The organism is Roseixanthobacter finlandensis, from assembly GCF_043195105.2.
In the GTDB taxonomy this organism is placed as follows: domain Bacteria; phylum Pseudomonadota; class Alphaproteobacteria; order Rhizobiales; family Xanthobacteraceae; genus NCEH01.
In genome coordinates this window covers 342,734-363,667 of the sequence record NZ_CM195536.1, presented here as the reverse complement: position 1 = coordinate 363,667, position 20,934 = coordinate 342,734, and the positions used below count along the sequence as shown (strand labels likewise).

At 68.0% G+C, this 20,934-nt stretch carries 20 protein-coding genes; 17 read left to right on the top strand and 3 right to left on the bottom strand.

What is annotated here, in order from left to right; genetic code table 11:
• The first annotated feature begins 40 nt into the window (after positions 1-40).
• From V5G24_RS01765 to V5G24_RS01700, 14 genes are all read left to right on the top strand, one after another.
• Positions 41-1,117, top strand: coding sequence for a Nit6803 family nitrilase (locus V5G24_RS01765; protein ID WP_394078960.1), 1,077 nt, complete (start codon positions 41-43; stop codon positions 1,115-1,117).
• Positions 1,023-2,162, top strand: coding sequence for an MSMEG_0568 family radical SAM protein (locus tag V5G24_RS01760; protein WP_394078958.1), 1,140 nt, complete (start codon positions 1,023-1,025; stop codon positions 2,160-2,162). Before V5G24_RS01765 ends, V5G24_RS01760 begins: the two co-directional genes overlap by 95 nt.
• Complete coding sequence (locus tag V5G24_RS01755; RefSeq protein ID WP_394078956.1) at positions 2,159-2,704, top strand: MSMEG_0567/Sll0786 family nitrogen starvation N-acetyltransferase; 546 nt, start codon at positions 2,159-2,161, stop codon at positions 2,702-2,704. The genes V5G24_RS01760 and V5G24_RS01755 overlap by 4 nt, the downstream gene beginning before the upstream one ends.
• Positions 2,701-3,678, top strand: a complete 978-nt coding sequence (locus V5G24_RS01750) for a sll0787 family AIR synthase-like protein (RefSeq protein ID WP_394078954.1) — start codon at positions 2,701-2,703, stop codon at positions 3,676-3,678. The genes V5G24_RS01755 and V5G24_RS01750 overlap by 4 nt, the downstream gene beginning before the upstream one ends.
• Positions 3,675-4,868: an MSMEG_0565 family glycosyltransferase gene (locus V5G24_RS01745; RefSeq protein ID WP_394078952.1), complete on the top strand. Its 1,194-nt coding sequence runs from the start codon at positions 3,675-3,677 to the stop codon at positions 4,866-4,868. Before V5G24_RS01750 ends, V5G24_RS01745 begins: the two co-directional genes overlap by 4 nt.
• On the top strand, positions 4,861-5,148 hold the full coding sequence (locus tag V5G24_RS01740; protein ID WP_394078950.1) for an MSMEG_0570 family nitrogen starvation response protein: 288 nt from the start codon (positions 4,861-4,863) through the stop codon (positions 5,146-5,148). Before V5G24_RS01745 ends, V5G24_RS01740 begins: the two co-directional genes overlap by 8 nt.
• An 11-nt stretch (positions 5,149-5,159) precedes the next feature.
• A complete protein-coding gene (locus V5G24_RS01735; protein WP_394078948.1) occupies positions 5,160-6,440 on the top strand; it encodes an MSMEG_0569 family flavin-dependent oxidoreductase in 1,281 nt (426 codons plus the stop codon).
• Between the two features lie 23 nt (positions 6,441-6,463).
• A complete protein-coding gene (locus V5G24_RS01730; protein ID WP_394078946.1) occupies positions 6,464-7,366 on the top strand; it encodes a Pnap_2097 family protein in 903 nt (300 codons plus the stop codon).
• Positions 7,367-7,464: 98 nt separating this feature from the next.
• Positions 7,465-8,697 (top strand): CaiB/BaiF CoA transferase family protein, encoded by a 1,233-nt coding sequence (locus tag V5G24_RS01725; protein ID WP_394078944.1) that lies wholly within the window; start codon positions 7,465-7,467, stop codon positions 8,695-8,697.
• 207 nt (positions 8,698-8,904) lie between these two features.
• Complete coding sequence (gene rfbF, locus V5G24_RS01720) at positions 8,905-9,678, top strand: glucose-1-phosphate cytidylyltransferase (RefSeq protein WP_394078942.1); 774 nt, start codon at positions 8,905-8,907, stop codon at positions 9,676-9,678.
• The gene (locus tag V5G24_RS01715) at positions 9,675-9,851 is read left to right on the top strand and encodes a hypothetical protein (protein WP_394078940.1); all 177 of its coding nucleotides are present in this window, start codon (positions 9,675-9,677) and stop codon (positions 9,849-9,851) included. The genes rfbF and V5G24_RS01715 overlap by 4 nt, the downstream gene beginning before the upstream one ends.
• A complete protein-coding gene (locus V5G24_RS01710) occupies positions 9,848-11,083 on the top strand; it encodes a class I SAM-dependent methyltransferase (RefSeq protein ID WP_394078938.1) in 1,236 nt (411 codons plus the stop codon). The genes V5G24_RS01715 and V5G24_RS01710 overlap by 4 nt, the downstream gene beginning before the upstream one ends.
• Entirely contained in the window at positions 11,080-11,610 is a 531-nt protein-coding gene (locus tag V5G24_RS01705; protein ID WP_394078936.1) for a dTDP-4-dehydrorhamnose 3,5-epimerase family protein, read from the top strand. Before V5G24_RS01710 ends, V5G24_RS01705 begins: the two co-directional genes overlap by 4 nt.
• A complete protein-coding gene (locus tag V5G24_RS01700; protein ID WP_394078934.1) occupies positions 11,607-12,920 on the top strand; it encodes a glycosyltransferase family 2 protein in 1,314 nt (437 codons plus the stop codon). Before V5G24_RS01705 ends, V5G24_RS01700 begins: the two co-directional genes overlap by 4 nt.
• 16 nt (positions 12,921-12,936) lie before the next feature.
• Here V5G24_RS01700 and V5G24_RS01695 read toward each other — a convergent pair whose 3' ends face one another.
• Together V5G24_RS01695 and V5G24_RS01690 are read right to left on the bottom strand one after the other, a co-directional pair.
• The gene (locus V5G24_RS01695) at positions 12,937-14,202 is read right to left on the bottom strand and encodes a glycosyltransferase (protein ID WP_394078932.1); all 1,266 of its coding nucleotides are present in this window, start codon (positions 14,200-14,202) and stop codon (positions 12,937-12,939) included.
• Positions 14,199-15,275 carry a radical SAM/SPASM domain-containing protein gene (locus V5G24_RS01690; RefSeq protein ID WP_394078930.1) on the bottom strand — a complete coding sequence of 359 codons (1,077 nt, stop codon included), beginning with the start codon at positions 15,273-15,275 and terminating at the stop codon, positions 14,199-14,201. The genes V5G24_RS01695 and V5G24_RS01690 overlap by 4 nt, the downstream gene beginning before the upstream one ends.
• A gap of 366 nt (positions 15,276-15,641) precedes the next feature.
• On the opposite strand from V5G24_RS01690, the gene V5G24_RS01685 reads away from it, so the two are divergent.
• The 3 genes from V5G24_RS01685 to V5G24_RS01675 are packed head-to-tail and all read left to right on the top strand — an operon-like array spanning position 15,642 to position 18,472.
• Complete coding sequence (locus V5G24_RS01685) at positions 15,642-16,880, top strand: FkbM family methyltransferase (RefSeq protein ID WP_394078928.1); 1,239 nt, start codon at positions 15,642-15,644, stop codon at positions 16,878-16,880.
• Positions 16,877-17,602 (top strand): FkbM family methyltransferase, encoded by a 726-nt coding sequence (locus tag V5G24_RS01680; RefSeq protein ID WP_394078926.1) that lies wholly within the window; start codon positions 16,877-16,879, stop codon positions 17,600-17,602. The genes V5G24_RS01685 and V5G24_RS01680 overlap by 4 nt, the downstream gene beginning before the upstream one ends.
• Before the next feature lie 57 nt (positions 17,603-17,659).
• Positions 17,660-18,472 carry a cephalosporin hydroxylase family protein gene (locus V5G24_RS01675; RefSeq protein ID WP_394080321.1) on the top strand — a complete coding sequence of 271 codons (813 nt, stop codon included), beginning with the start codon at positions 17,660-17,662 and terminating at the stop codon, positions 18,470-18,472.
• Positions 18,473-18,668: 196 nt separating this feature from the next.
• Here V5G24_RS01675 and V5G24_RS01670 read toward each other — a convergent pair whose 3' ends face one another.
• Positions 18,669-20,642, bottom strand: a complete 1,974-nt coding sequence (locus V5G24_RS01670; protein WP_394078924.1) for an O-linked N-acetylglucosamine transferase, SPINDLY family protein — start codon at positions 20,640-20,642, stop codon at positions 18,669-18,671.
• Between the last annotated feature and the right edge of the window lie 292 nt (positions 20,643-20,934).

The window sequence follows — 20,934 nt, the reverse complement described above, 5'->3', positions numbered from 1 at the left end:
TCTGAGGCCCGGTCTCGACCTAAGAACGATGGAGGCGAAGATGCCGAAAGAGACCAAGGTTCGCGTGGCCGCGGTGCAGATCGCGCCCGACCTCGACACCCTGGAGGGCACGCTGAACCGCGTCCTCGCCGCCATCGCGGAGGCGGCGGAAAAGGGCGCCGGGCTGGTGGTTTTCCCCGAAACCTTCCTGCCTTGGTATCCCTATTTCTCCTTCGTGCACCCGCCGGTGCTCACGGGCGCCGAGCATCTTCGCCTCTATGAAAACGCCGTGGTCGTTCCCGGCCCGGTGACCCACGCGGTGGCCGCCGCAGCGAAGCGGCATGCCATCGTGGTGGTGTTGGGCGTGAACGAGCGCGACCATGGCTCGCTCTACAATGCCCAGCTCATCTTCGATGCCGACGGCGCGTTGCTGCTGAAGCGGCGCAAGCTCACCCCGACCTTCCACGAGCGCATGATCTGGGGCCAGGGCGACGGTGCCGGCCTCAAGGTGGTCGACACCGCTGTCGGCCGGGTCGGGGCGCTGGCCTGCTGGGAGCATTACAACCCCCTCGCCCGCTATGCCCTGATGGCGCAGCACGAGGAAATCCATGTCGCGCAATTCCCCGGCTCGCTCGTGGGGCCGATCTTTGCCGACCAGATCGAAGTCACCATCCGCCACCACGCCTTGGAGAGCGGCTGCTTCGTGGTGAATGCCACCGGCTGGCTGACGGAGGAGCAGATCGCCCGCATCTCGCCGGACGAAAAGCTCCGCAAGGGCCTCACCGGCGGCTGCATGACCGCGATCATCTCCCCGGAGGGCGCCCATGTGGTGCCCCCGCTCACCTCGGGCGAGGGCATTCTAGTGGCCGACATCGACCTCGCGCTGATCACCAAGCGCAAGCGGATGATGGATAGCGTGGGCCATTACGCCCGACCCGAACTGCTCAGCCTCATTCTCGACAACCGGCCCGCCGTGCCCATGCACACGGTTTCGCATGTGGCCGCCGATTTTTCGTCTTTCCCCGCCTTCGGGAGCGCCAGCGATGAAACAGACGATGCCCCATTCCGCCGCCATGGCGCCCCTTCAGACGGCGCAATTGATCAACGAATTGCAGTCCTTGGGGGCAAGGCTCGTTGATCCGAAGGCCGGCGCGGAGAGCCGGCGCGGCGGGGCGGGCCCGTCCGACCACAAGGCGCTCACCCTCGACGGCATGACCGTGATGGTGCCGGTGCACACCGCGCCGGCCTTCGAGAGCCCTTATCTGGTGGAAAAGCCGGACGCCTTCGGCAACAGCCGCATCACCCGCGACGGCGTGCCGATCGCCGACGTGAACTTCCCGATGCGCCCGCGCTTCTACGACCGCGTGACGGCGGACGGCGTGCCCTATTCCAAGATCGCCGTGCTGCACGGGCGCGACGTGCTGGCCACCACGGTGCTGCAAAGCTGCATCCGCTTTCAAAGCCGCACCAAGACCTGCCAGTTCTGCGCCATCGGCCAGTCGCTGGCGGCGGGGCGCACCATCGAAAGAAAGACCCCGGCGCAGCTCGCCGAGGTGGCGAAGGCCGCCGTGGAATTGGACGGCGTGAAGCACATGGTGATGACCACCGGCACCCCGCCGGGCAAGGATCGCGGCGCCGCTATCCTCACCGAGAGCGCGGCGGCGGTGAAGGCGGCCGTGAACCTGCCGATACAGGCGCAGTGCGAGCCGCCGGACGACGATGCCTGGTTCGCCCGCCTGCGGGACGCCGGCGTCGATGCGCTCGGCATGCATCTGGAGGCGGTCACGCAAGGCGTGCGCGAACGCATCATGCCCGGGAAGGCGCAAGTCTCGCTGGAGCGTTATTTCTCCGCCTTCGAGGCCGCCGTGCCGGTGTTCGGGCGCGGGCAGGTCTCGACCTATATCCTCGCCGGGCTGGGCGACAGCGTCGAAGACATCCTCGCCATGTGCGCGCGGCTGGTGGCGATGGGAGTCTATCCCTTCGTGGTGCCGTTCGTGCCCATTTCCGGCACGCCGCTGGAAAGCCACCCCACCCCCGCGCCCGCCTTCATGCACGCGATCCTGAAGCCGCTCGCCCGCATGCTGGTGGAGAGCGGGCTGAAGTCCGTGGACATCAAGGCCGGCTGCGGCAAGTGCGGCGCCTGCTCGGCGCTCTCCACCTATGAGCGGGGAGGCTGCGCGTGATGTTCGAGCCGTTCAAGCCGTTCCTCGCATCCGAATTCCAGGTGAAGCACGCGACCGAGGCCTGGGAGCGCGCGGGCGCCGCCCGCCTGCGCCGCACCGTGTTCTGCGGCGAACAGGGCCTGTTCGGCACGGACGATCGCGACGCCATCGACGCTGTGGCGACGCCCATCGTCGCGGTGTCCTTCCTCGGCATCGCGGCGCACGACGTGGTGGGCACGGTGCGCATCCACGAGGAGACCCCCGGCGTGTGGTGGGGCTCGCGGCTCGCGGTGGCGGAAGACTATCGCAAGGTGGGCGCGCTCGGCGCGTCGCTCATCCGCCTCGCGGTGTCCACCGCCCATGCGCAGGGATGCGTGAAGTTCCTCGCCAATGTGCAGGCGCAGAATCTGCTGCTGTTCCGCCGCATGCGCTGGCGCAGCGTGGCGGAATTCGATCTGCACGGCCGGCCCCATCATCGCATGGAGGCGGACCTTGCCTATTACCCGCCCGTCTCCAGCGGCGCGACCGGCTTCGTCGCCTTGCCCCGGCGGGCCGCGTCATGATCGAGATCCGCGCCTTCGCCGAACTTGCCGGACGTCTGCGCGCGAGTGCCGGACTTGCCGCCAAGCGCGACATCGGCGCGGTGGCGGCGCGGCTCGGCCTCTCCGCCTCCGCCGTGCCGGTGGGCGATGATTGCGCGGCGATCCCGGACGGCGATGAATTCCTGCTGCTGGCCATCGAAGGCTTCATGAACGCGTTCGTGGCCGGCGATCCCTGGTTCGCCGGCTGGTGCGGGGCGATGGTGAACATCTCGGACGTCGCGGCCATGGGCGGCCGTCCAATCGCCATTGTGGATGCGATATGGGCCGATGGAGAGGACGGCGCCGCCCCGGTGCTGGAAGGGCTGCGCGCGGCCGCGCAGGCGTTCGGCGTGCCGCTGGTGGGCGGCCATTCCAATCTGAAGAACGACAACGGCCAGCTTTCCGTCGCCATCCTCGGGCGGGCGAAGAAGCTGCTGACCTCCTTCGATGCCAAGCCGGGCGAAACGCTGATTGCCGCCGTGGACCTGCGCGGGCGCTATCGCGAGCCCTTCTCCAATTGGGAAGCGGCCACCGATGCGCCGCCCGCCCGCCTGCGCGGCGACATCGAGTTGCTGCCGCAGATCGCGGAAGCCGGGCTGTCGCGCGCCGCCAAGGACATCAGCCAGGCGGGCATGATCGGCACCGCCGCCATGCTGGCGGAATGTTCCGGCATCGGCCTTGAGATCGAGCTTGCCGCCATCCCCCACCCCGAGGGTGTGGACCTGACGCGCTGGCTGCTGAGCTTTCCGAGCTTCGGCTATCTGCTCAGCGTCGCCCCGCCCGACGCGGCGGAGGTGATTGCCCGCTTTACCGCGCGCGGAATTTCCGCCGCCGCCATCGGCACCGCCGTCGCGGGCGGCGAGGTGGCGCTGAACCAGTTCGGGACGCGCGAAGTGATCTGGGATTTCGCGAGAAGCCCGCTCATCGGCTGCGCGCCGCTGGAAATCGCCTCATGAACGCGCACCTTCTCCCGCCCGACCGTCCCCTGCGCATCGCGCTGCTCGCACATTCCACCAATCCGCGCGGCGGCGTGGTGCATGCGCTGGAACTGGGCGATGCGCTGGCGCGCCTCGGCCATCAGGTGGTCGTGCATGCCCCCGACGCGAAGGGAACCGGCTTCTTCCGCGAAACCCTGTGCCGCACGCTGAGCATCTCCGCCTCTCCCGTGGGGACGGACATGACGGAAATGGTGCGCATCCGCGTCGCGGATTATGTCCGCCATTTCGAGGCGACGGCGCACCGCGCCTTCGATATCTTTCACGCCCAGGACGGCATTTCCGGTAATGCGCTGGCGACCCTGAAAGAACGTGGCCTTATCCGCGCCTTCGCCCGCACGGTGCACCATGTGGACACCTTCGCCGATCGCGCGCTGATGGAGCTTCAGACCCGCGCCATGGTGCACGCCGACCGCCTGCTGGTGGTGAGCCGCACCTGGCAGCAGGCGCTTTTCCAGAAGCTCGGCCGGCGCGCCGATATCGTTGGCAACGGCGTCGACACCGCGCGCTTCTCGCCCGTGCCCGATGGGCGGGAGGACGCCTTGCGCGCGCGCTTCGCCCTCGGCGCGGGGCCGATCTTCCTGGCCGTCGGCGGGGTGGAGGGGCGCAAGAACAGCGTGCGGCTGCTGGAAGCCTTCGCGCGCGTCCGCGCTGAAATTCCCACGGCGCAATTGGTGATCGCGGGCGGCGCCTCGCTGCTGGACCACCACAGCGAGCAGCACGCCTTCGCGCTTGCTTTGGAACAGCACACGCTGCCGCAGGGCGCCGTCATCCGCACCGGCCCGCTGGCGCAAGAGGACATGCCGGCGCTCTATCGCATCGCCGACACGCTCGCCTTCCCCTCGCTGAAGGAAGGCTTCGGCCTCGTGGTGCTCGAGGCCATGGCGAGCGGCGTGCCGGTGGTGACCGCGCGCATCGCGCCCTTCACCGAATATCTCGGCGCCGAAGATGTCGCCTGGTGCGACCCGCTGGACGTCGGCTCCATCGCCGACGCGCTCGCGCAGACGCGCGATCCCGCCACCCGCGCGCGCCTCATCGCCAATGGCACGCGCATCGCCGCCCGCCACGACTGGGCCGCAACGGCGCAGGCCCACCTTGCCGCCTATGCCCAGCTTCTGGCGCCCACCGATCCGGAGCCGATCCATGCCTGAAATGCGCTTCCACATCCGCTGGCCCGACGGGACGAAGGAGGCCTGCTATTCGCCCTCCCTCGTCATCAAGGACCATTTCGCCCCCGGCGAAAGCTATGCGCTCGCCGATTTCCTTGCGAAGAGCCGCGAAGCCCTCACCACCGCCAGCGAGCGGGTGCGGGCGAAATACGGAATGCCCTGTTCGCTTGCGCTCGGCCAGCTCGCCCGCATCGAGGCCACCGGCAGCGCCTTTTCAAACCACCCCGACGCCCGCGTCAGCATCGACGCCTTCGAAGACTGATCGGAGCCTCCATGACCACCCCCCCCCTTCCCCACCACAGCGTCGTCATCATCGGCGGCGGACAGGCCGGCCTCTCCGCCAGCTCTTATCTGAGCGAAAGCGGCATCGACCATGTGATCTATGAGAAGAACCGCGTCGCCCACGCCTGGCGCGACCAGAGGTGGGATAGTTTTTGCCTGGTCACGCCCAACTGGCAATGCAAACTGCCCGGCTACGACTATCCCGGCCGCGACCCCGACGGCTTCATGAAGCGCGACGAGATCGTCGCCTATGTGGAGGATTACGCAAAACGCATCGCCGCCCCGGTGCGCGAGGGCGTCGGCGTCAACCGCCTGTCGCGGCAGGACGACGGCCGCTTCCTGGTCGAGACCGCCGACGGCGCCGTGACCGCCGGCGCGGTGGTGCTGGCGGTGGGCGGCTATCATGTGCCGAACGTGCCGCGCATGGGCGAGCGCCTGCCGGAAAGCATCGTCCAGGTGCATTCCTCCAAATATCGCCACCCCGGCCAATTGCCCGAAGGCGAGGTGCTGGTGGTGGGCTCTGGCCAATCTGGCTGCCAGATCGCGGAAGACCTGCATCTGGCGGGACGCAAGGTGCATCTCATCGTCGGCAGCGCGCCCCGCTGCCCGCGCGTCTATCGCGGCCGCGACAGCGTGGATTGGCTGGCGGACCTCGGCCAATACGACCTGCCGGTGGAGAACCATCCGCTGAAGGAGAAGGTGCGCAAGAAGGCGAACCATTATCTCACCGGCCGCGACGGCGGGCGCGACATCGATTTGCGCCGCTTCGCCCTGGAAGGCATGAAGCTCTACAGCCGGCTGGAGGCGATCAGCGGCGGGCGCCTGCAATTCCGCGACGACCTCAAGCAGAATCTCGATTCCGCCGACGCGGTCTATAACGGCATCTGCGGCCTGATCGACAAGCACATCGCCGAGAACAAGATCGAGGCGCCGGCGGGCGCTAATTACAGCCCGCTCTGGCAGCCGGGCGCGCCGGTGCGCGAGCTTGATCCCGTGGCCGCGGGCATCACGTCGGTGATCTGGGCCACCGGCTTTCATTCCGACTGGTCGTGGGTGGATCTGCCGGTGTTCGACGGCGCGGGCTATCCCACCCACACGCGCGGCGTCACCAGCATGGACGGGCTCTATGTGCTCGGCCTGCCGTGGCTGCATTCCTGGGGCTCGGGGCGGTTCGTCGGGGTCGGGCGCGATGCCGCCTATCTTGCCGCGCGCATCGGCGAGCATCTCGGCGTGCGGCGGCGCGGGCCGGTGAAATTAGACGTGGCGGTGTGAGCGACGCGGCACGGAGACCCCTCATGAGCCTCGCCTTCCGCCTACCCTCCGCCGCCAGCTTCCTGCCGGCCGGCCTGTCCCTGCCCACCTTCCGCGCGAGCGACCCGCTGGCCGAGCCGATCCGCCTCGGCATGCCGCATCTCGCCTATGGCGGGCTTTCGGAAACCTGGCTGCTGAAGGAATTGGGGCATCGCCACTGGCTGCTGCTCGCCCGTGGTGCCGGGCGCGAAGTGCCGGATTTCCGCGATGCCGACGGCGCCACCGTCTACGCCGCCTTCATCGCGGTGCAGGTTACGGACGCGGCGCTGGGCGCCTTCCGCGAGCATGACAGCCTCGTGCTGCGCTCGCGCCTGGAGCGCATCTCCCGCACCCAGTTCGCCAGCCGGCACGAATTGCTGCGCGACGGCATCCCCATGGGTAGCGTCGAAATGACGTCCGTGTTCGTGAAGCGCAAGGAGAAGGGGCGAAACCGGGCCTTGGCGCGGGTCGGTCTCTCGGGCTTTTCCGCACCGGCGGCCAAGCCGGGCCTCGCCGGCACCGCCGCGCTTGCCGCCACCATCCGCGCCGGAGGGTTCGCGCAGCATTTCGGCTTTGCGAACGCGGGCGGGGAGAGCGGCATCGCGCTCACCGTCCGCCCCTGCCCGGCGCAGGATTTCAACGGCGCCGACTTTCTGTATTTCGCGTCCTTCCAGGCGTTCGTGGACCGCGCCGAATGGGAGGCGATGGAGGCCCCCGCCGGCCTGTTCACGGTGGCGCGGGACATGGTGTTCCATTCCAACGTGGAGATTGGGGACGCAGTGCGCATCGCGGTCAAGGCGCAGCGGACGCAAGGCGACCACCTGTTGCACTGGTGCGTGCTCACCCGCGCGGCGGATGGCGCTCGCCTCGCCGACATCTTCACCCGCCGCGCGCCCGCGCCACACTGAATGCGCGGGCCGCGCGCATTTCGTGCTTGAACTGAGCCCCCGGAAACTGGTGGAAGGGGGGTGCGCCTCAGGCGCAGGGTCACGCACGGAGTTGGCAGATGAGCGCAGAGGAGCGCGGCGCGTTGCCGCTTGAGGGCATCAAGGTTCTCGACCTGTCGCGCATCCTCGCGGGGCCATGGTGCGCCATGGTGCTCGGCGATCTCGGCGCCGACGTGATCAAGGTGGAGCATCCCAGCCGCGGCGACGATACGCGGGACTGGGGCGTGCGCACCGCAGGGTCCAATACCTCCTATTTCGACAGCGTGAACCGCAACAAGCGCTCCATCGGCATCGATCTCGCAACCCCGGAAGGGCTCGCCATCGTCAAGGCGCTGGCGCGGGACAGCGACGTGGTGGTGCAGAATTTCAAGACCGGCGGCGCCGAAAAGCTCGGGCTCGGCTACGCGCAGCTCCGCGCCGAGAACCCGCGCCTGATCTATTGCTCCATCGCCGGCTATGATTCCCGCGGGCCGGAGGCGAGCCGACCGGGCTATGATCTCGTGGTGCAGGGCGAAACCGGGCTGATGGCGCTCAATGGCGAGCCCGGCCGGCCGCCGCTGAAGTTCGGCGTCGCGGCGGTGGACCTGTTCACCGGCCAATATGCCGCCCAGGCGGTGCTCGCCGCCCTCTACGCCCGCGAGCGCACCGGCAAGGGCCGCGAGGTGGAACTCGCGCTCTATGATTGCGGCATCGCCCTGACCTCCTATTACGGCCTGGAAGCCCTGGCGCGGCAGGCGGACCTGCCGCCGGTGGGCAATGCCCATCCCTCCATCGTGCCCTATGGGGTGTTCCCCACCCTGGACGGGCCGATCGTGATGACGGTGGGCAACAATGCCCAATACCGACGCTTCTGCGAAAACGTCATTCAGCGCATGGACCTGTTCGAGGATCCGCGCTTCGCCACCAATCTCGACCGGGCGCGCAACCGGGCGATCCTGATCCCCCTGGTGGAAGAGGAGCTCTCCCGCTGGCACCGGCCGGAGCTGCTGACGCGCCTGGAGGAAGCGGGCATTCCCTGCGGCGAGGTCTTGGGCCTGCATACGGCGCTCACCTCCGAGCGTGCCCGCGCGGCCGGCCTCGTGGTCCAGGCGCAGGATGTCCCGCACACCGAGGAAGACGGCGAGACCAGCGCCCAGGTCCTCGCGCCGCCGTACCGGCTCGATGGGGAACGCGTGCCGGTGCGCCGCATGCCGCCGGGGCTCGGATCCTCCAGCGCCACCCTGCTGGCCGAGCGGCTCGGCTATGGCGCGCCGGAGCTGGAAGCGCTGGCCGCCAACGGCGTGATCCGCTGAGCGCCTGAACACCTGGAGCGGCGGGCCGCCAAGCCCCGCCGTTCCAGCCCTGCTGCTCCAGCCTCGCACAAGCCATCGGGCCTTATCTGCCATCCGTCATCCGATTGACCGGCTGGCGGAGGCCCATATGCACGTGATCTCCAGGAGACCCCCGACCAAGGCTGAAGGCCGCACCCGTGCACCGGGTACGGGCCGAGGAAGGGCGGAATGAAGGTCGTCATCCTCGCCGGCGGCCGCGGCTCGCGGCTCGCGGAAGAAACCAGCGTGCGCCCCAAGCCCCTGGTGGAGATCGGCGAGAAGCCGATCCTCTGGCACATCATGAGCATCTACGCCCATTTCGGCTGCAAGGACTTCATCGTCTGCGCGGGCTACAAGGGCTATCAGATCAAGGAATACTTCGCCAATCTGGTGCTGCACCATTCCGACATCACGGTCGACCTGGCACAGCATAAAATTCACTATCACCAGTGCAGCAAGCCCGACTGGCGCGTCAGCATCGTCGACACCGGGCTCGATACCATGACCGGCGGCCGGCTGAAGCGGGTGCGCGACTATCTCGATCCCGGCGAAACCTTCTGCCTGACCTATGGCGACGGCGTCGGCAACGTGGATATCGCGGCCGAAATCGCCTTCCATCGCCGGCATGGCCTGCTTGCCACCATGTGCACGGTGGCCCCGCCCGGACGGTTCGGCATGGTCAATCTGGAGGGAGAACGCGTCTCGGCCTTCGTGGAAAAGCCTTCGGCCGGCAATCAGCGGGTCAATGCAGGCTTCTTCGTGCTGCAACCCGAAGTGCTGGACCTGATCGAGGGCGACGACACCACCTGGGAGAACACGCCGCTGGAAGCCCTGGTGGCCCGTGGCCAGCTCGCCGCCTATTCCCACGACGGCTTCTGGCGCCCCATGGACACGTTGCGCGAGCGCATCCATCTCGACGAGATGTGGGCCTCGGGCCAGGCGCCCTGGAAGGTGTGGCCGTGACCCGCGCCTGGAGCGGCCGCCGGACGCCGCCGCGCGGGCGGGACGCGCTCACCCGGATCGCCAACATTTCCCGCACCCCGACAGCGCTCACCGAAATACGCGCCGACCTGCGCGCCGGCCTGCGCGTTTCCTGCCCCGCGCAGATCGCCTGCCATGAGGATTTTCGCCCATGAAGCCCGGACATTGCCGCTTCTGCGACACGCCGCTGCGCCAGCGCTTCGTCGATCTCGGCGAAATGCCGCTGGCCAATTCCTACGTGCTGGAAAGCCGACGCGGCGCGAAGGAGGCGCGCTATCCCCTGCGCGCCAGTGTGTGCCCGTCCTGCCGGCTGGTCCAGGCGGACGCCTTCGTGGAGCCGAAGGAGATCTTCAGCGACTACGCCTATTTCTCCTCCTATAGCGACTCTTGGGTGGCCCACGCCCAGCGGTTTGCCACATACGCCACCGCGCGCTTCGGCCTGACCCGCGCGTCGCAGGTGGTGGAGGTGGCGAGCAATGACGGCTATTTGCTGCGCCATTTCATCGCCGCCGGCATCCCCGCCCTCGGCATCGAGCCGGCCGCGAACGTGGCGCAGGCGGCGCGCGCGGCGGGCGTACCCACAGAAACCCGCTTCTTCGGCGCGGACGTGGCCGTGGGCCTTGCCGCGCGCGGCCATCGCGCCGACCTGCTGGTCGCCAACAACGTGCTGGCCCATGTGCCGGACATCAATGATTTCGTCGCCGGTCTCGCGCGCCTGGTGAAGGCGGACGGGGTGGTGAGCGTCGAATTTCCCCATCTGCTGCGGCTCATCGAAAGCGTGCAGTTCGACACCATTTATCACGAGCATTTCTATTATCTGTCGCTGCTGGCGGTGGAGAAGATCTTCGCCGCGCACAAGCTGAAAGTCTTCGACGTTCAGGAATGGCCGACCCATGGCGGGAGCCTGCGGGTGCTGGCCTGTCCGGCCGCCTCCCATGCCCATGCCGAGACGACCGGCGTCGCCAAGGTGCGCGCGGACGAAGCCGCCGCCGGCTTCGACGCGGACGCGGTCTACGACAGCTTCCAGGAGCGCATCGCGCCGATCCGGGCCGGGCTCCACGCTTTCCTTCATCAGGCACATAATGAAGGCAAGCACGTCGTGGCCTATGGCGCCGCCGCCAAGGGCAACACGCTGCTGAATTTCTGCGGCGTCGGACCAGACCAGATCGACTATGTGGTGGACCGCAATCCCCACAAGCAAGGCCATCTGCTGCCGGGCAGCCACCTGCCCATCCATGCGCCGGAAAAGCTGGCCCAGACGAAGCCGGATTTCGTGCTGATCCTGCCCTGGAACATCAAGAACGAGGTGATGGCCACCAACGCCCTGGTGCGCGACTGGGGCGGACGCTTCGTGGTGGCGGTACCGGATCTCGCGGTCCTGCCATGAGGATCACGCCCACCGGCATTGCCGGCGTCATGCATGTGCATGTGAACCCGCACACCGATGCGCGCGGCCTGTTCGCGCGTACCTTCTGCATTGATTCCTTCGCCGCCCATGGGCTCGCGACTTCTTTTCCCCAGGCGAGCACATCTTGGAACCCCCATTGCGGCACCTTGCGGGGGATGCATCTGCAAATGGAGCCCAAGGGGGAAGCGAAGCTGGTGCGGGCCACGCGCGGACGGGTGTTCGATGTTGCCGTGGATCTGCGCCCGGCCTCTCCCACTTACCTTGCCTGGACCGGGCTTGAGCTCGATTCCGCGCGCCGCAACGCGATCTATATTCCCGAAGGGGTCGCGCACGGTTTCCTGACCCTGGAGCCGGGCTGCGAGGTCTTTTATCAGATGTCGCAGACCTACGATGCCGGCCTTGCGCGCACGTTCCGCTGGGACGATCCGGCCTTTGACATCGCCTGGCCCGCCGTCCCCCGCATCATCTCCTCCAAGGACGCCTCGGCGCGGGAGCTAAGCTTATGAATTTTCCCGGACACCTGAGCCTCGCCGCGCCCGCGACCCGGCCGGCAGATGCGCCCGCCGACGCCTGCGACCAGCCCATCCTCAGCCTGTGCATTCCGACCTATAACCGCGCGCCGTTCCTGGATTATCTGCTGACCAGCCTCGCCCGCGACTGCGCCTTCGCCTTCCCCTTCGAGGTCGTGGTCTCGGACAATGCCTCCACCGACGACACGGCGGAGGTCGTCGCCCGGCACCAGCAGGGCGGGCTTGCGCTGTCCTACTTCCGGCAGGAAGAAAACAAGGGCGGCATGCCGAACCTGATGACCGCGTTCCGCCGCGCGCGCGGGCGCTATGTCATGTATCTCGCCGACGACGACCTGATCGATGCCCCGGCGCTGGCGGAAACCATCGACTATCTGCGCGCCAATCCCGAGATCCGCGCCTGCTATACGCCGTGGGAACTCTATGACGACGTCACCAAGCAGCCGGGGCCGATGTTCTTCGACCTGCCGGAGGATTTCATCATCCATCCCGGCCAGGAACTGGATCTGCTCGGGCACATCATCAACACCCATATCTTCCCGGAAACGGTGATCTATCGAGCGGATGCGGTGCGCGACATCTCCAGCGACGCGCGCTTCTGCTATTGGGCGTTCAGCTATCTTGCCCATGTGGTGCAACACGGGCCGGTGGCGTTCCGCCGCAAGCATTATTATCGCTCCGTCACCGCAAGCCCGGTGGCCGAGCGCGTCCAGGCCGGTCACGAGCAGACCATGAGCGATTGGGACAGCTATCGCGGCGGGCTCGAATATTTCGTCTATGCCCTGCTGCGCCGCGCCGGCACCACGCTGAGCCTGGAGCACAAGCGTGCCTTCCGCGACATGATCGACATCTTCGTCGAGACCCGCATGCGGGTGGCGCTGCGGCTCTGGCTGGGGCGCGGCGATTTCCTGCGGGCCTATGAACTGATCTGCCGCATCCATTATCTCGACCCCAAGGGGGTCGGCATGATCGACCAGATCGAGAAGCTGCCGCTGCTGATCCTCGCCCAGACCCTGGCGCGGCTCGCCAACGGCATCGCGGGGCTGGACCGGATCCAGCTCGACGGGGTCGAGGATGGCCAGTCAGTCGCCGGCCTGCTGCGGGAAATGGGGCTGGAGCGGCGCATCCTGGTGAGTCCGGCGGTGCCCACTCTCGATCCGGCGGCCAAGCGCTCCAGCCTTGTGTTCATTCGCAATGAAGACGCGCGCCAGCGCTTTCTCGACGACGGCTATCTGCCGGGGCTGATCGTGAGCGAGCGCGAGTTGCAGGGCGGCATCCTGCTCGGCTGAGCAGGACCGCCGGGCCTCACGCCGCGCCGAGGGCGTTCAGGCTGGGATCATCAGGCAGGCAGCCCCGGAAATGCCCGAGGCTTCCCTTGGCGGCACGGGCGCAGAAGAAGCGCGACGCGCCCGTATCCGCGCCCTCCGGCCCGTCCGTGTGCGGGCGCAAGGTGGAGAGGAACCAGGCCCGCCCGTCGGTGCCGAGGGGACCGGCGAAATCCCGATGGCGGCGGGGCTCCCCCATCAGCTCGGCATAATGGCGCGCGAACAGGCGCAGGGATGCGGCGGGAGCGTGCGTACGCGCCATGTCCCGCGCGCCCACCGCGCCCATGCGCAGCAGCCGCTGGGGATTACAGGCGGCCCGCTCGATCAGCGCCGCGCCGGCCTGAAGGCTCTTCGCGACGAAGCCGTTGCGATCGTGCGAAACGATGGCCGTCTCCGCCGGATTGTCCCAGACCAGTGGCACCGCGCCGACCGACATGGCCTCCACAAGCGCGTTCTCGCCGGTGCCGTAATGCTGCGGATTGAGCGGATACAAGAACAGGTCGAGCGCGCCGAGCTCCGCGCGCGGGTCGGACGCATAGCCCTCGAACCGCACGCGCTCAGGATGGCGCATCGCCGCCGCCCGCGCCGCCACCTCGCCGGCGGGATCCAGCGTGCCCCAGAGCGAAACCCGGATGTCGCCGGTCACCGCATCGACCATGTCGAAGAAGCCGGGATGCAGCTTGATGAAATCCAGCGTGCCGAGATAGCCGATCCGCACCTTTGGCGCCGCATGGCGCGGGCGCGGCGGGGCATCGAAGCCGAACCCGCTGTTCACCACGCCGAACGCCTGCGGCCGCGCCGCGAGCGCCGCCGCGAGATTGTCCGCCTTCAGCGAGCAGGGCGAGGTGAACAGAACCTTGTCCGCGAGTTCCGCGAGCCGGGCCGGGATCAGGGGCGGCGCCAGCCCGGAAATATGTACCCACAGCGCCAGGCGCATGGCCGGCAGCGCGTTCGCCGCCAGCAGGGCATAGAGGCGCGGATGGTTCCACCATTCCACCTGCACGATATCCGCATCCGCCACCAGGCGGGCCATTTCGCGCGGCTCCGGCGCGATCGCGACGGGACAGCCGGCGGCGCGCACGCGGTCCACGAAGTGCGTGTCGCGCGGGGGTTCGAGCAGGACGAACCGGTGCCGGACGGCGCCCGGATCCGCCCCGTCCGCGCGGCCCAAGGCCGTTTCGGCCAGCGCGGCATGCGCCTTCCCCACGCCGCCGCCCAAATGGGGGGCGATGTGGAGGACGTTCATTCCGCCGCCACCGGCAGGCGCGCGGGACGCCCGCCGGGCGCGGCGACGGCGGGGTTCAATTTCATCTTCGCCTTGAAGGTCTTAAGGATCTGCGGGCGATGGGCGTCGATCGTGTCCGGCAGGCAATGGCTGAGCTGGCCGCAGCCGTGGCACACGCCATTCTCGCGGCGCTTGCCCTCCAGATGCTGGAGCCGCAGCGCGTTCATCGTCTCGGAGGTCCAGATCTCCTTCATGGACGATTGGCGCACGTCGCCGATGATCAGCTTGCGGCCCCAATCGAGGAAGCAGGAGCTGACCTGCCCGTCCGCATTCACGGAATAGCCGTAGAAGATATAGGGGCAGGTATCGGTCTCGCCGACCGGCTGCTGGTAGATGCCGCCGGTGATCTTGACCCCGCTGCGCGCTTCCACGTCGAAATCCGGCCAGCAGGGGGCGAAATTCTCGATGAAGATGCGGTCGCAATGATCGCCGAAGGTCTCGTAGAATTCATCCCGCTGCGCCTCGGTGATCAGTTCGCCGGGGATTTTGATGACGACCTCGCACTGGCCCTTGTTGGCATAGAGCCATTTCACATTGGCCACGAAGGCCTCGAAATCGAAATCGAAGCCGGTGAAGCGCCGATATTGCTCGGCCGTCATGCCGTCGACCGAAATGTTGATCTTGTCGAGCCCCGCCGCGATCACCGGCGCGAGCCGTTCGGGGCTCAGGAAAGTGCCGTTGGTGGTGGTGTCGATATAGTCCACGTGCCCGCTCGCCTTGGCATAGGCGATCATGTCGGCAAGGCGCCGGTTCAGGAACGGCTCGCCGTCCTTGTACATGCGCAGCACCTTGATCTTGTCGTCGAAGGCGCCGAGATCGTCGATGATCTTGGTGAACACCTCGAACTTCATGGCGCCCTGGTAGCGGCCGGTCTCGCGGATCAGATCGCGATGGCCGGTGGGGCAGAAGGTGCACTGGAAATTGCACGCGCTGGCGGGATCCACGAACACCACGAACGGGGTGGCGAGCGGAATCACCGTTTCCAGCGCCGTGCGGCCTTCCAGATTAATGCGCGGCTTGACCTGTGCCTTCATGATCTCTCCACCCACCCGAGCCTGAAGCCGCCGCGTTGCACACCCGGCAAGGACATTCCGAGCCGCGCCGCGCCAGCGCCTTTGCCTGTTGTTCCGGCCCATGCCGAAGGATGGAGCCACTCAACCAGCGGTTCATTGCGCCAGGCTGTCCTCGCAGCTCGCCCAAAAGCCACAAGCCCGGCGAAAGCATCGTGCGGCACGCTCTCGTCAATGGCGCGGACCCTTGGGAAACCGCCCGAGGCGCTAACGCGCGGCAGGAGGAGCGGGCATGAAGGTTTGCGTGCATGTGCACGATCTTGCGCGTGGCGCCGTTAAGCGGGGCGCGTTTGCGCAGCGCTCCGCGCCGGCCCGCCCGGTGGCTCGTCCATGACCGCCTTCGCCCATGTGAGCGCAGGCAAACTGCGGATGCCGGCGCCCTGCCCGGTGCGCGCCCGCAACTTCGCCACCGGGCCGGACCGGCGCGCCGCCATCGCCCTGTTGCAGCATCTCAACGCGCGCGCCCTCGCACCCCGTCCCGTGGCGATCAGCGGCCGGCCGCTGGCGCTCTATGGCGCCGGCAACCTCGGCAAGCTGGCGCGCGGGCATCTCGACGCCATGGGCCAGCCCATCGCGTTCGTGGTCGATGCGGACGCCGCGCGCCATCGCGCCGATCCCGACTGGCACGGCCTCAGCATTCTCGCACCCGAGGACGTGGCCCCCCATGTGCGGCGCGAGGCGCTGCTTGCCATCGCCATTGCCAACAGCCCGTTCGCGCCCATCCAGACGGAGCTGGCGCTACAGGGCTGGGCGGCCTGCGTGCCATTCTACGATCTCGCCGAAAGCTTCCGCGCCAGCCACCCGTTGAGCAATGGGTGGTTCAGCGGCCCGCTGGATCTTGCCGGCTTCGCCGCTGCCGCGACTGCATTGGAACTCTTCGCCGACGATGCCTCGCGCGCCCATTACCTGCGCTTCGCCGCCTGGCACATGGCGCGGGAGGAATGGGATTTCCCGGGCGCCCCGGTGGTTCCCGCCGAACGCTTCTTCATTCCCGAACTGGCCGCGACCCTGCGCGCCGGCGCCCGCTTCCTGGATGGCGGCGCCCATCACGGCAGCGTCACGGCGCGCCTGCTGGAGGAGGTCCGGGGACAGGTTTCCGCGGTGTGGGCGATCGAGCCGGACCCGGCCAATGCCGCCGTGCTGCGCACTTTCGTGGCGGGCCTGGACTGGCAGGTGCGCGCCCGCGTGCAGGTGCTCGGCCATGTGGTCGGGGCGCGGCGCGAGAGCGTGCGCTTTCACGACGGGCTCGGCTATGCCTCGCAGATCTCCCCCACCGGCCAATCCCAGCGCGAGAGCCTGCCCATCGACGCGCTCGGCCTCGACCCGACCTATGTGAAGCTGCACCTGGAGGGCGGCGAGCTGGCCGCGCTCGAAGGCGCCCGCGAGACCCTGCGCCAGCACCGGCCCGCGCTCGCGATCACCGTCTATCACAATGCCGACGGCCTCGCCCGCACGCCCCTGTGGCTGGCGCAAAACCTTGAAAACTATCAGCTGATCCTGCGCGCCCACGCCTGGTGCGGCACCGGCGCGGTGATCTACGCCCTGCCCAAGGAACGCATGCGCAAATGAGCATCTTCGTGAGCGACAGCCGGTTCATCATGGACCTCGGCATGAACAATGGCGATGACACCGCCTATTATCTGGCCAAGGGTTTCAACGTGGTGGCGGTGGAAGCAAACCCCGCCCTGGTGGACGCCGCGAACACCCGCTTCGCCGCCGAGATCGCGGCCAAACGCGTCACCATCCTGCCCAATGCGGTCGCCGGAACGGCCGGCCGCGTCAGCTTCTTCATCAATGAGGCCAATGATCATTGGAGCAGCATGGACATGGGCTGGGCGGGCCGCGACGACAGCGCCTGCCATGCCATCGAGGTGGAGGCGCTGACCCTCGGCCAGATCTTCGACCGCTTCGGCATTCCCTATTATCTGAAGATCGACGTCGAGGGCGCGGACAAGGACATCCTGGCCCAGCTGGGGCGCCAGCTCATCAAGCCGCTCTATGTCAGCATCGAGGATTGCCGCTTCGGCTTCGAATATATCGAGATGCTGGCGAGCGCCGGCTACGACGGCTTCAAGCTGCTGGACCAATCCACGGTCCACGAGCTTCAGGACGAGGCGATCGGATACCAGTTCCCACCTGGCTCCTCCGGCCCGTTCGGCCGCGCGCTTCCCGGCCAATGGCTGAGCCGGCGGGACATGCACTCGGTCTACGCCCGCACCGTGCGGGATCGCGCCGGCACCCGCCTCGCCCCCCGCACCCGCTGGTGGGACATCCACGCCACCAAGCGCTGACCGCGCCACGCCAACAGACAGCTCCCAATGCACGCTCCCACTCAGAGGCTCGCCGACATGACGCCGGACCAGACCTTCGCCAAATACGTCGCCGGCAACATCGCCGGCATCGGCGCCGACCGCGATTTCCTCGGCCTGTCCAACATCTGGGTGCGCGAATGCATCCGGCACAATTACGCGCAGAATTTCACTTGGCTCGGCCGGCCTATCATCCAGGTGCCGCAGGATATTTACGCGATCCAGGAGCTGATCTGGCGGGTGAAGCCGGACCTGGTGATCGAGACCGGCATCGCCCATGGCGGCTCGCTCATCCTCAGCGCTTCCATGCTGGCGATGATCGAATATTGCGAGGCGATGGAGACCGGCACCCCGCTCGATCCGCGCGCCGGCGGACGCAAGGTGATCGGCGTCGACATCGACATCCGCGCGCACAATCGCGCCGGCATTTTGGCCCATTCGCTCGCCCACAAGATCGAGATGATCGAGGGCTCCTCCATCGACGACGTCATTGTCGGGCGCATCCGTGCGGCGGCGGCGCAGGCGCAGACGGTGATGGTGTTCCTGGATTCCAACCATACCCACGACCATGTGCTGAGCGAATTGGAGCTTTATGCCCCCATGGTCTCGCAAGGTTCCTATGTGGTGGTGTGGGATACCGGGGTGGAGGATCTGCCCGCCGGCATGTGCGCGGATCGGCCCTGGGGCAAGGGCGACAATCCCAAGACCGCCGTGTGGGACTATCTGCGCCGGCTGGACAATGATCCGCGCCACGGCGAGGACGGGGGGCGGTTGCGGTTTGAAATCGACAAGGTTCTGGAGCACAAACTCGCCATCACCGCCGCCCCGGACGGCTTCCTGCGGCGCCTCTGAGCGGCGCGCAGGCTCGATTTCTCCGCAAAATGTTTCACGTGAAACAATGAGTTAGCGCGGACGAACAAGGGTTTCGTGGCGCCTCTCCGCGCCATGACGGCGGACCAAACCAGCTTTTCGGGCGGACGTTCGCGCCGAATTTCGGCACGTGCGCGGTTTCGCCCTTCCGGCGAGACTGGAGCCGCCGGCGGGGGCCTCACGCCTCCGGCGCGATCCCCATGGCCTCCGACGTGATCCCCATAGCCTTCGGCGGTTTGCCGGCGCAGCGCAGGGCGTGCATCCGCTCATAGGCCGCTTCCAGGCCCCGCGCATAGCGCGTCGCATCGAACAGGTCGGCATCGGCGCGGTTGGCGGCGAGGCGGGCGCGCAGGGCGGCGAGGCGCTGGGGATCGCGCGCCAGCGCCAGGGCCAGCGCCTCATACTCCGCCAGCGTATGGGTGACGAGCTCCGGCAGGCCCACCGCATGCAGCAGGCTTCCGGCGACGCGGCTGGCGAAGCTTTCCCCCGCGCAGGTCACCAGCGGCACGCCGGCCCACAGGGCATCGCTGGCGGTGGTGTGGGCATTATAGGGCAAGGTATCGAGCACCAGATCGGCATGGCTCTGGCGCGCCAGATGGTCCGCCGGCTCGGCGCGCGGCGCGAACACGATGCGGCCGGGATCGACGCCCAGCGCGCCCGCCTCATACTGGAGATTATCGCGCGCCACGCCATTGGCCTCGAACAGCCACAGCACCGATCCGGGCACGGCCGCGAGCAGGCGCATCCATACCGCGAAGACATCGGGCGTGATCTTATAAGTATTGTTGAAGCAGCAGAAGACGAAGCCGCTCTCCGGCAGGCCGCAGGCGGCGCGCGACGGCACGTGCGCGGCGATGGCGCGGCGGCTGTCATTGGGCTGATAGGTGCCGGGCAGCTGGACGATCTTCTCATCATAGAGCGGCGCGGCCTCAAGCGGCGTCACGACGGCGTCGCCGATGATATAGTCGATGAACGGCGCCCCCATGGTGCCGGGATAGCCGAGATAATTCACCTGCACCGGCGCCGGGCGCAGGGCCAGGATCTCGGTGCGGCAGCCGAAGGTATAGCCCTTCAGATCCACCAAAATGTCGATGCCGTCGGCGCGGATGCGGCCCGCCGCCGCCTCATTGCTCAGATCGCCCACCTCGACGAAATGGTCGAACGCCTCCACCAGCCGGCGCCGCATATCGGACCCGTCGTCGGGACCGTAGGAATAGGCGAAGGTCTCGAACCGCGCCCGGTCGTGCCGCTCGAACAGTTCCACCGCCAGGAACGCCGTGGCATGGGCGAACAGGTCGCGCGAGAGATAGCCGACGCGGATGCGCCGGCCGGGCGCCGGCAACTCGTGCACGGGGGGCAGGATATCTTCCGCCTTCACCCGCACGCCCCGGCTCCAGACCCGCGCGGCGCGCAGATGCTCGTGCGCGGGGACGCGGGCGGCGAGGCGCATGAAGGGCCCGGTGCGGGCGCCGGTGGTCTCCAGCACGCGCGTCAACGCCGCTTCCTCCGCTTCGCCGCCGCGCCATTCGCAGGCATGGCGGCGCTGGATCGAGAGGCCGTAGAGCGCCACCGGATCCTGCGGCCGCAGCCGCAGCGCCTGGCGGAAAAACTGGATCGCCTGCTGCACCTGCCGGCCCTCGGCGCAGATGCAGCCGAGATTAATATAGGCCTCGACATGATCGGGATCGGCCGCGAGCGCGGCATTGAAGGCGGCCACCGCCTCCGCAAGCCGGCGCATCTCGAACAGCACCAGGCCCCGGTCGGCATGCAGCGCGGCAAGGCCGGGCTTGGCCGCGCAGCCCGCTTCCAGCAAGGCGAGCGCGTCCGCATCGCGCCCCTCGTTATAAGCCGCGATGGCCTGCTGGCCGAGATGCTCCGCCACCAGCACGCCCCGCGCGATGGCGGCGAGCAGGGTTTCGTGGGCGGCGCGCAAATCCCCCTTCGCCACCAGGATCGAGGCAAGGCCGATCCAGGCGTCCGGCTGCCTGGGGTCGCACGCGAGCGCCTGCTGAAACAGCGCCTCCGCCCCCGCGCCATCGCCCGCCTGGCGCGCCGCGCGGGCACGGCCGATCAGCCCGAGCGCGGAGGCGATCGCGCCCACCCGCGCCTGCGGACGGCCCTGCGCGGCCCGTGCTCTTTGCTGCCTGCCCATATGCGACACCCGTGTTCGTGCCCGCCTCGCCGACCGGACGCGCATGCGCCGATCCGTCGCGAGACGCTCCGCCTGCCACCTTCCCTCCGCGACCTTGCACGGGGCTGAGCGCACGGAAAGGCTCCTGGAGGAGCGCTCGCAGCGGGTGCGGAGGGGCGTGCGAAGGGCTTGGAGCACCCGCGCCGGCGACCGCTTAAACCCAAGCGCGCACAAGATTTTTCCGCCCATTCCTCCATATTGGATGCATCTGCCGTACGAGATGCCTTCCTCTCGCCGCAATAAGCCTCTACAC

Excerpts from the sequence above, each read along its gene's own strand:
- rfbF (WP_394078942.1), top strand. The coding sequence starts at position 8,905 with ATGAAGGTCGTCATCCTCGCCGGCGGCCGCGGCTCGCGGCTCGCGGAA.
- V5G24_RS01760 (WP_394078958.1), top strand. The coding sequence starts at position 1,023 with ATGAAACAGACGATGCCCCATTCCGCCGCCATGGCGCCCCTTCAGACG.
- V5G24_RS01730 (WP_394078946.1), top strand. The coding sequence starts at position 6,464 with ATGAGCCTCGCCTTCCGCCTACCCTCCGCCGCCAGCTTCCTGCCGGCC.
- V5G24_RS01735 (WP_394078948.1), top strand. The coding sequence starts at position 5,160 with ATGACCACCCCCCCCCTTCCCCACCACAGCGTCGTCATCATCGGCGGC.
- V5G24_RS01680 (WP_394078926.1), top strand. The coding sequence starts at position 16,877 with ATGAGCATCTTCGTGAGCGACAGCCGGTTCATCATGGACCTCGGCATG.
- V5G24_RS01670 (WP_394078924.1), bottom strand. The coding sequence starts at position 20,642 with ATGGGCAGGCAGCAAAGAGCACGGGCCGCGCAGGGCCGTCCGCAGGCG.
- V5G24_RS01690 (WP_394078930.1), bottom strand. The coding sequence starts at position 15,275 with ATGAAGGCACAGGTCAAGCCGCGCATTAATCTGGAAGGCCGCACGGCG.
- V5G24_RS01675 (WP_394080321.1), top strand. The coding sequence starts at position 17,660 with ATGACGCCGGACCAGACCTTCGCCAAATACGTCGCCGGCAACATCGCC.
- V5G24_RS01705 (WP_394078936.1), top strand. The coding sequence starts at position 11,080 with ATGAGGATCACGCCCACCGGCATTGCCGGCGTCATGCATGTGCATGTG.
- V5G24_RS01700 (WP_394078934.1), top strand. The coding sequence starts at position 11,607 with ATGAATTTTCCCGGACACCTGAGCCTCGCCGCGCCCGCGACCCGGCCG.
- V5G24_RS01725 (WP_394078944.1), top strand. The coding sequence starts at position 7,465 with ATGAGCGCAGAGGAGCGCGGCGCGTTGCCGCTTGAGGGCATCAAGGTT.
- V5G24_RS01740 (WP_394078950.1), top strand. The coding sequence starts at position 4,861 with ATGCCTGAAATGCGCTTCCACATCCGCTGGCCCGACGGGACGAAGGAG.
- V5G24_RS01710 (WP_394078938.1), top strand. The coding sequence starts at position 9,848 with ATGAAGCCCGGACATTGCCGCTTCTGCGACACGCCGCTGCGCCAGCGC.
- V5G24_RS01695 (WP_394078932.1), bottom strand. The coding sequence starts at position 14,202 with ATGAACGTCCTCCACATCGCCCCCCATTTGGGCGGCGGCGTGGGGAAG.
- V5G24_RS01745 (WP_394078952.1), top strand. The coding sequence starts at position 3,675 with ATGAACGCGCACCTTCTCCCGCCCGACCGTCCCCTGCGCATCGCGCTG.
- V5G24_RS01750 (WP_394078954.1), top strand. The coding sequence starts at position 2,701 with ATGATCGAGATCCGCGCCTTCGCCGAACTTGCCGGACGTCTGCGCGCG.
- V5G24_RS01765 (WP_394078960.1), top strand. The coding sequence starts at position 41 with ATGCCGAAAGAGACCAAGGTTCGCGTGGCCGCGGTGCAGATCGCGCCC.
- V5G24_RS01685 (WP_394078928.1), top strand. The coding sequence starts at position 15,642 with ATGACCGCCTTCGCCCATGTGAGCGCAGGCAAACTGCGGATGCCGGCG.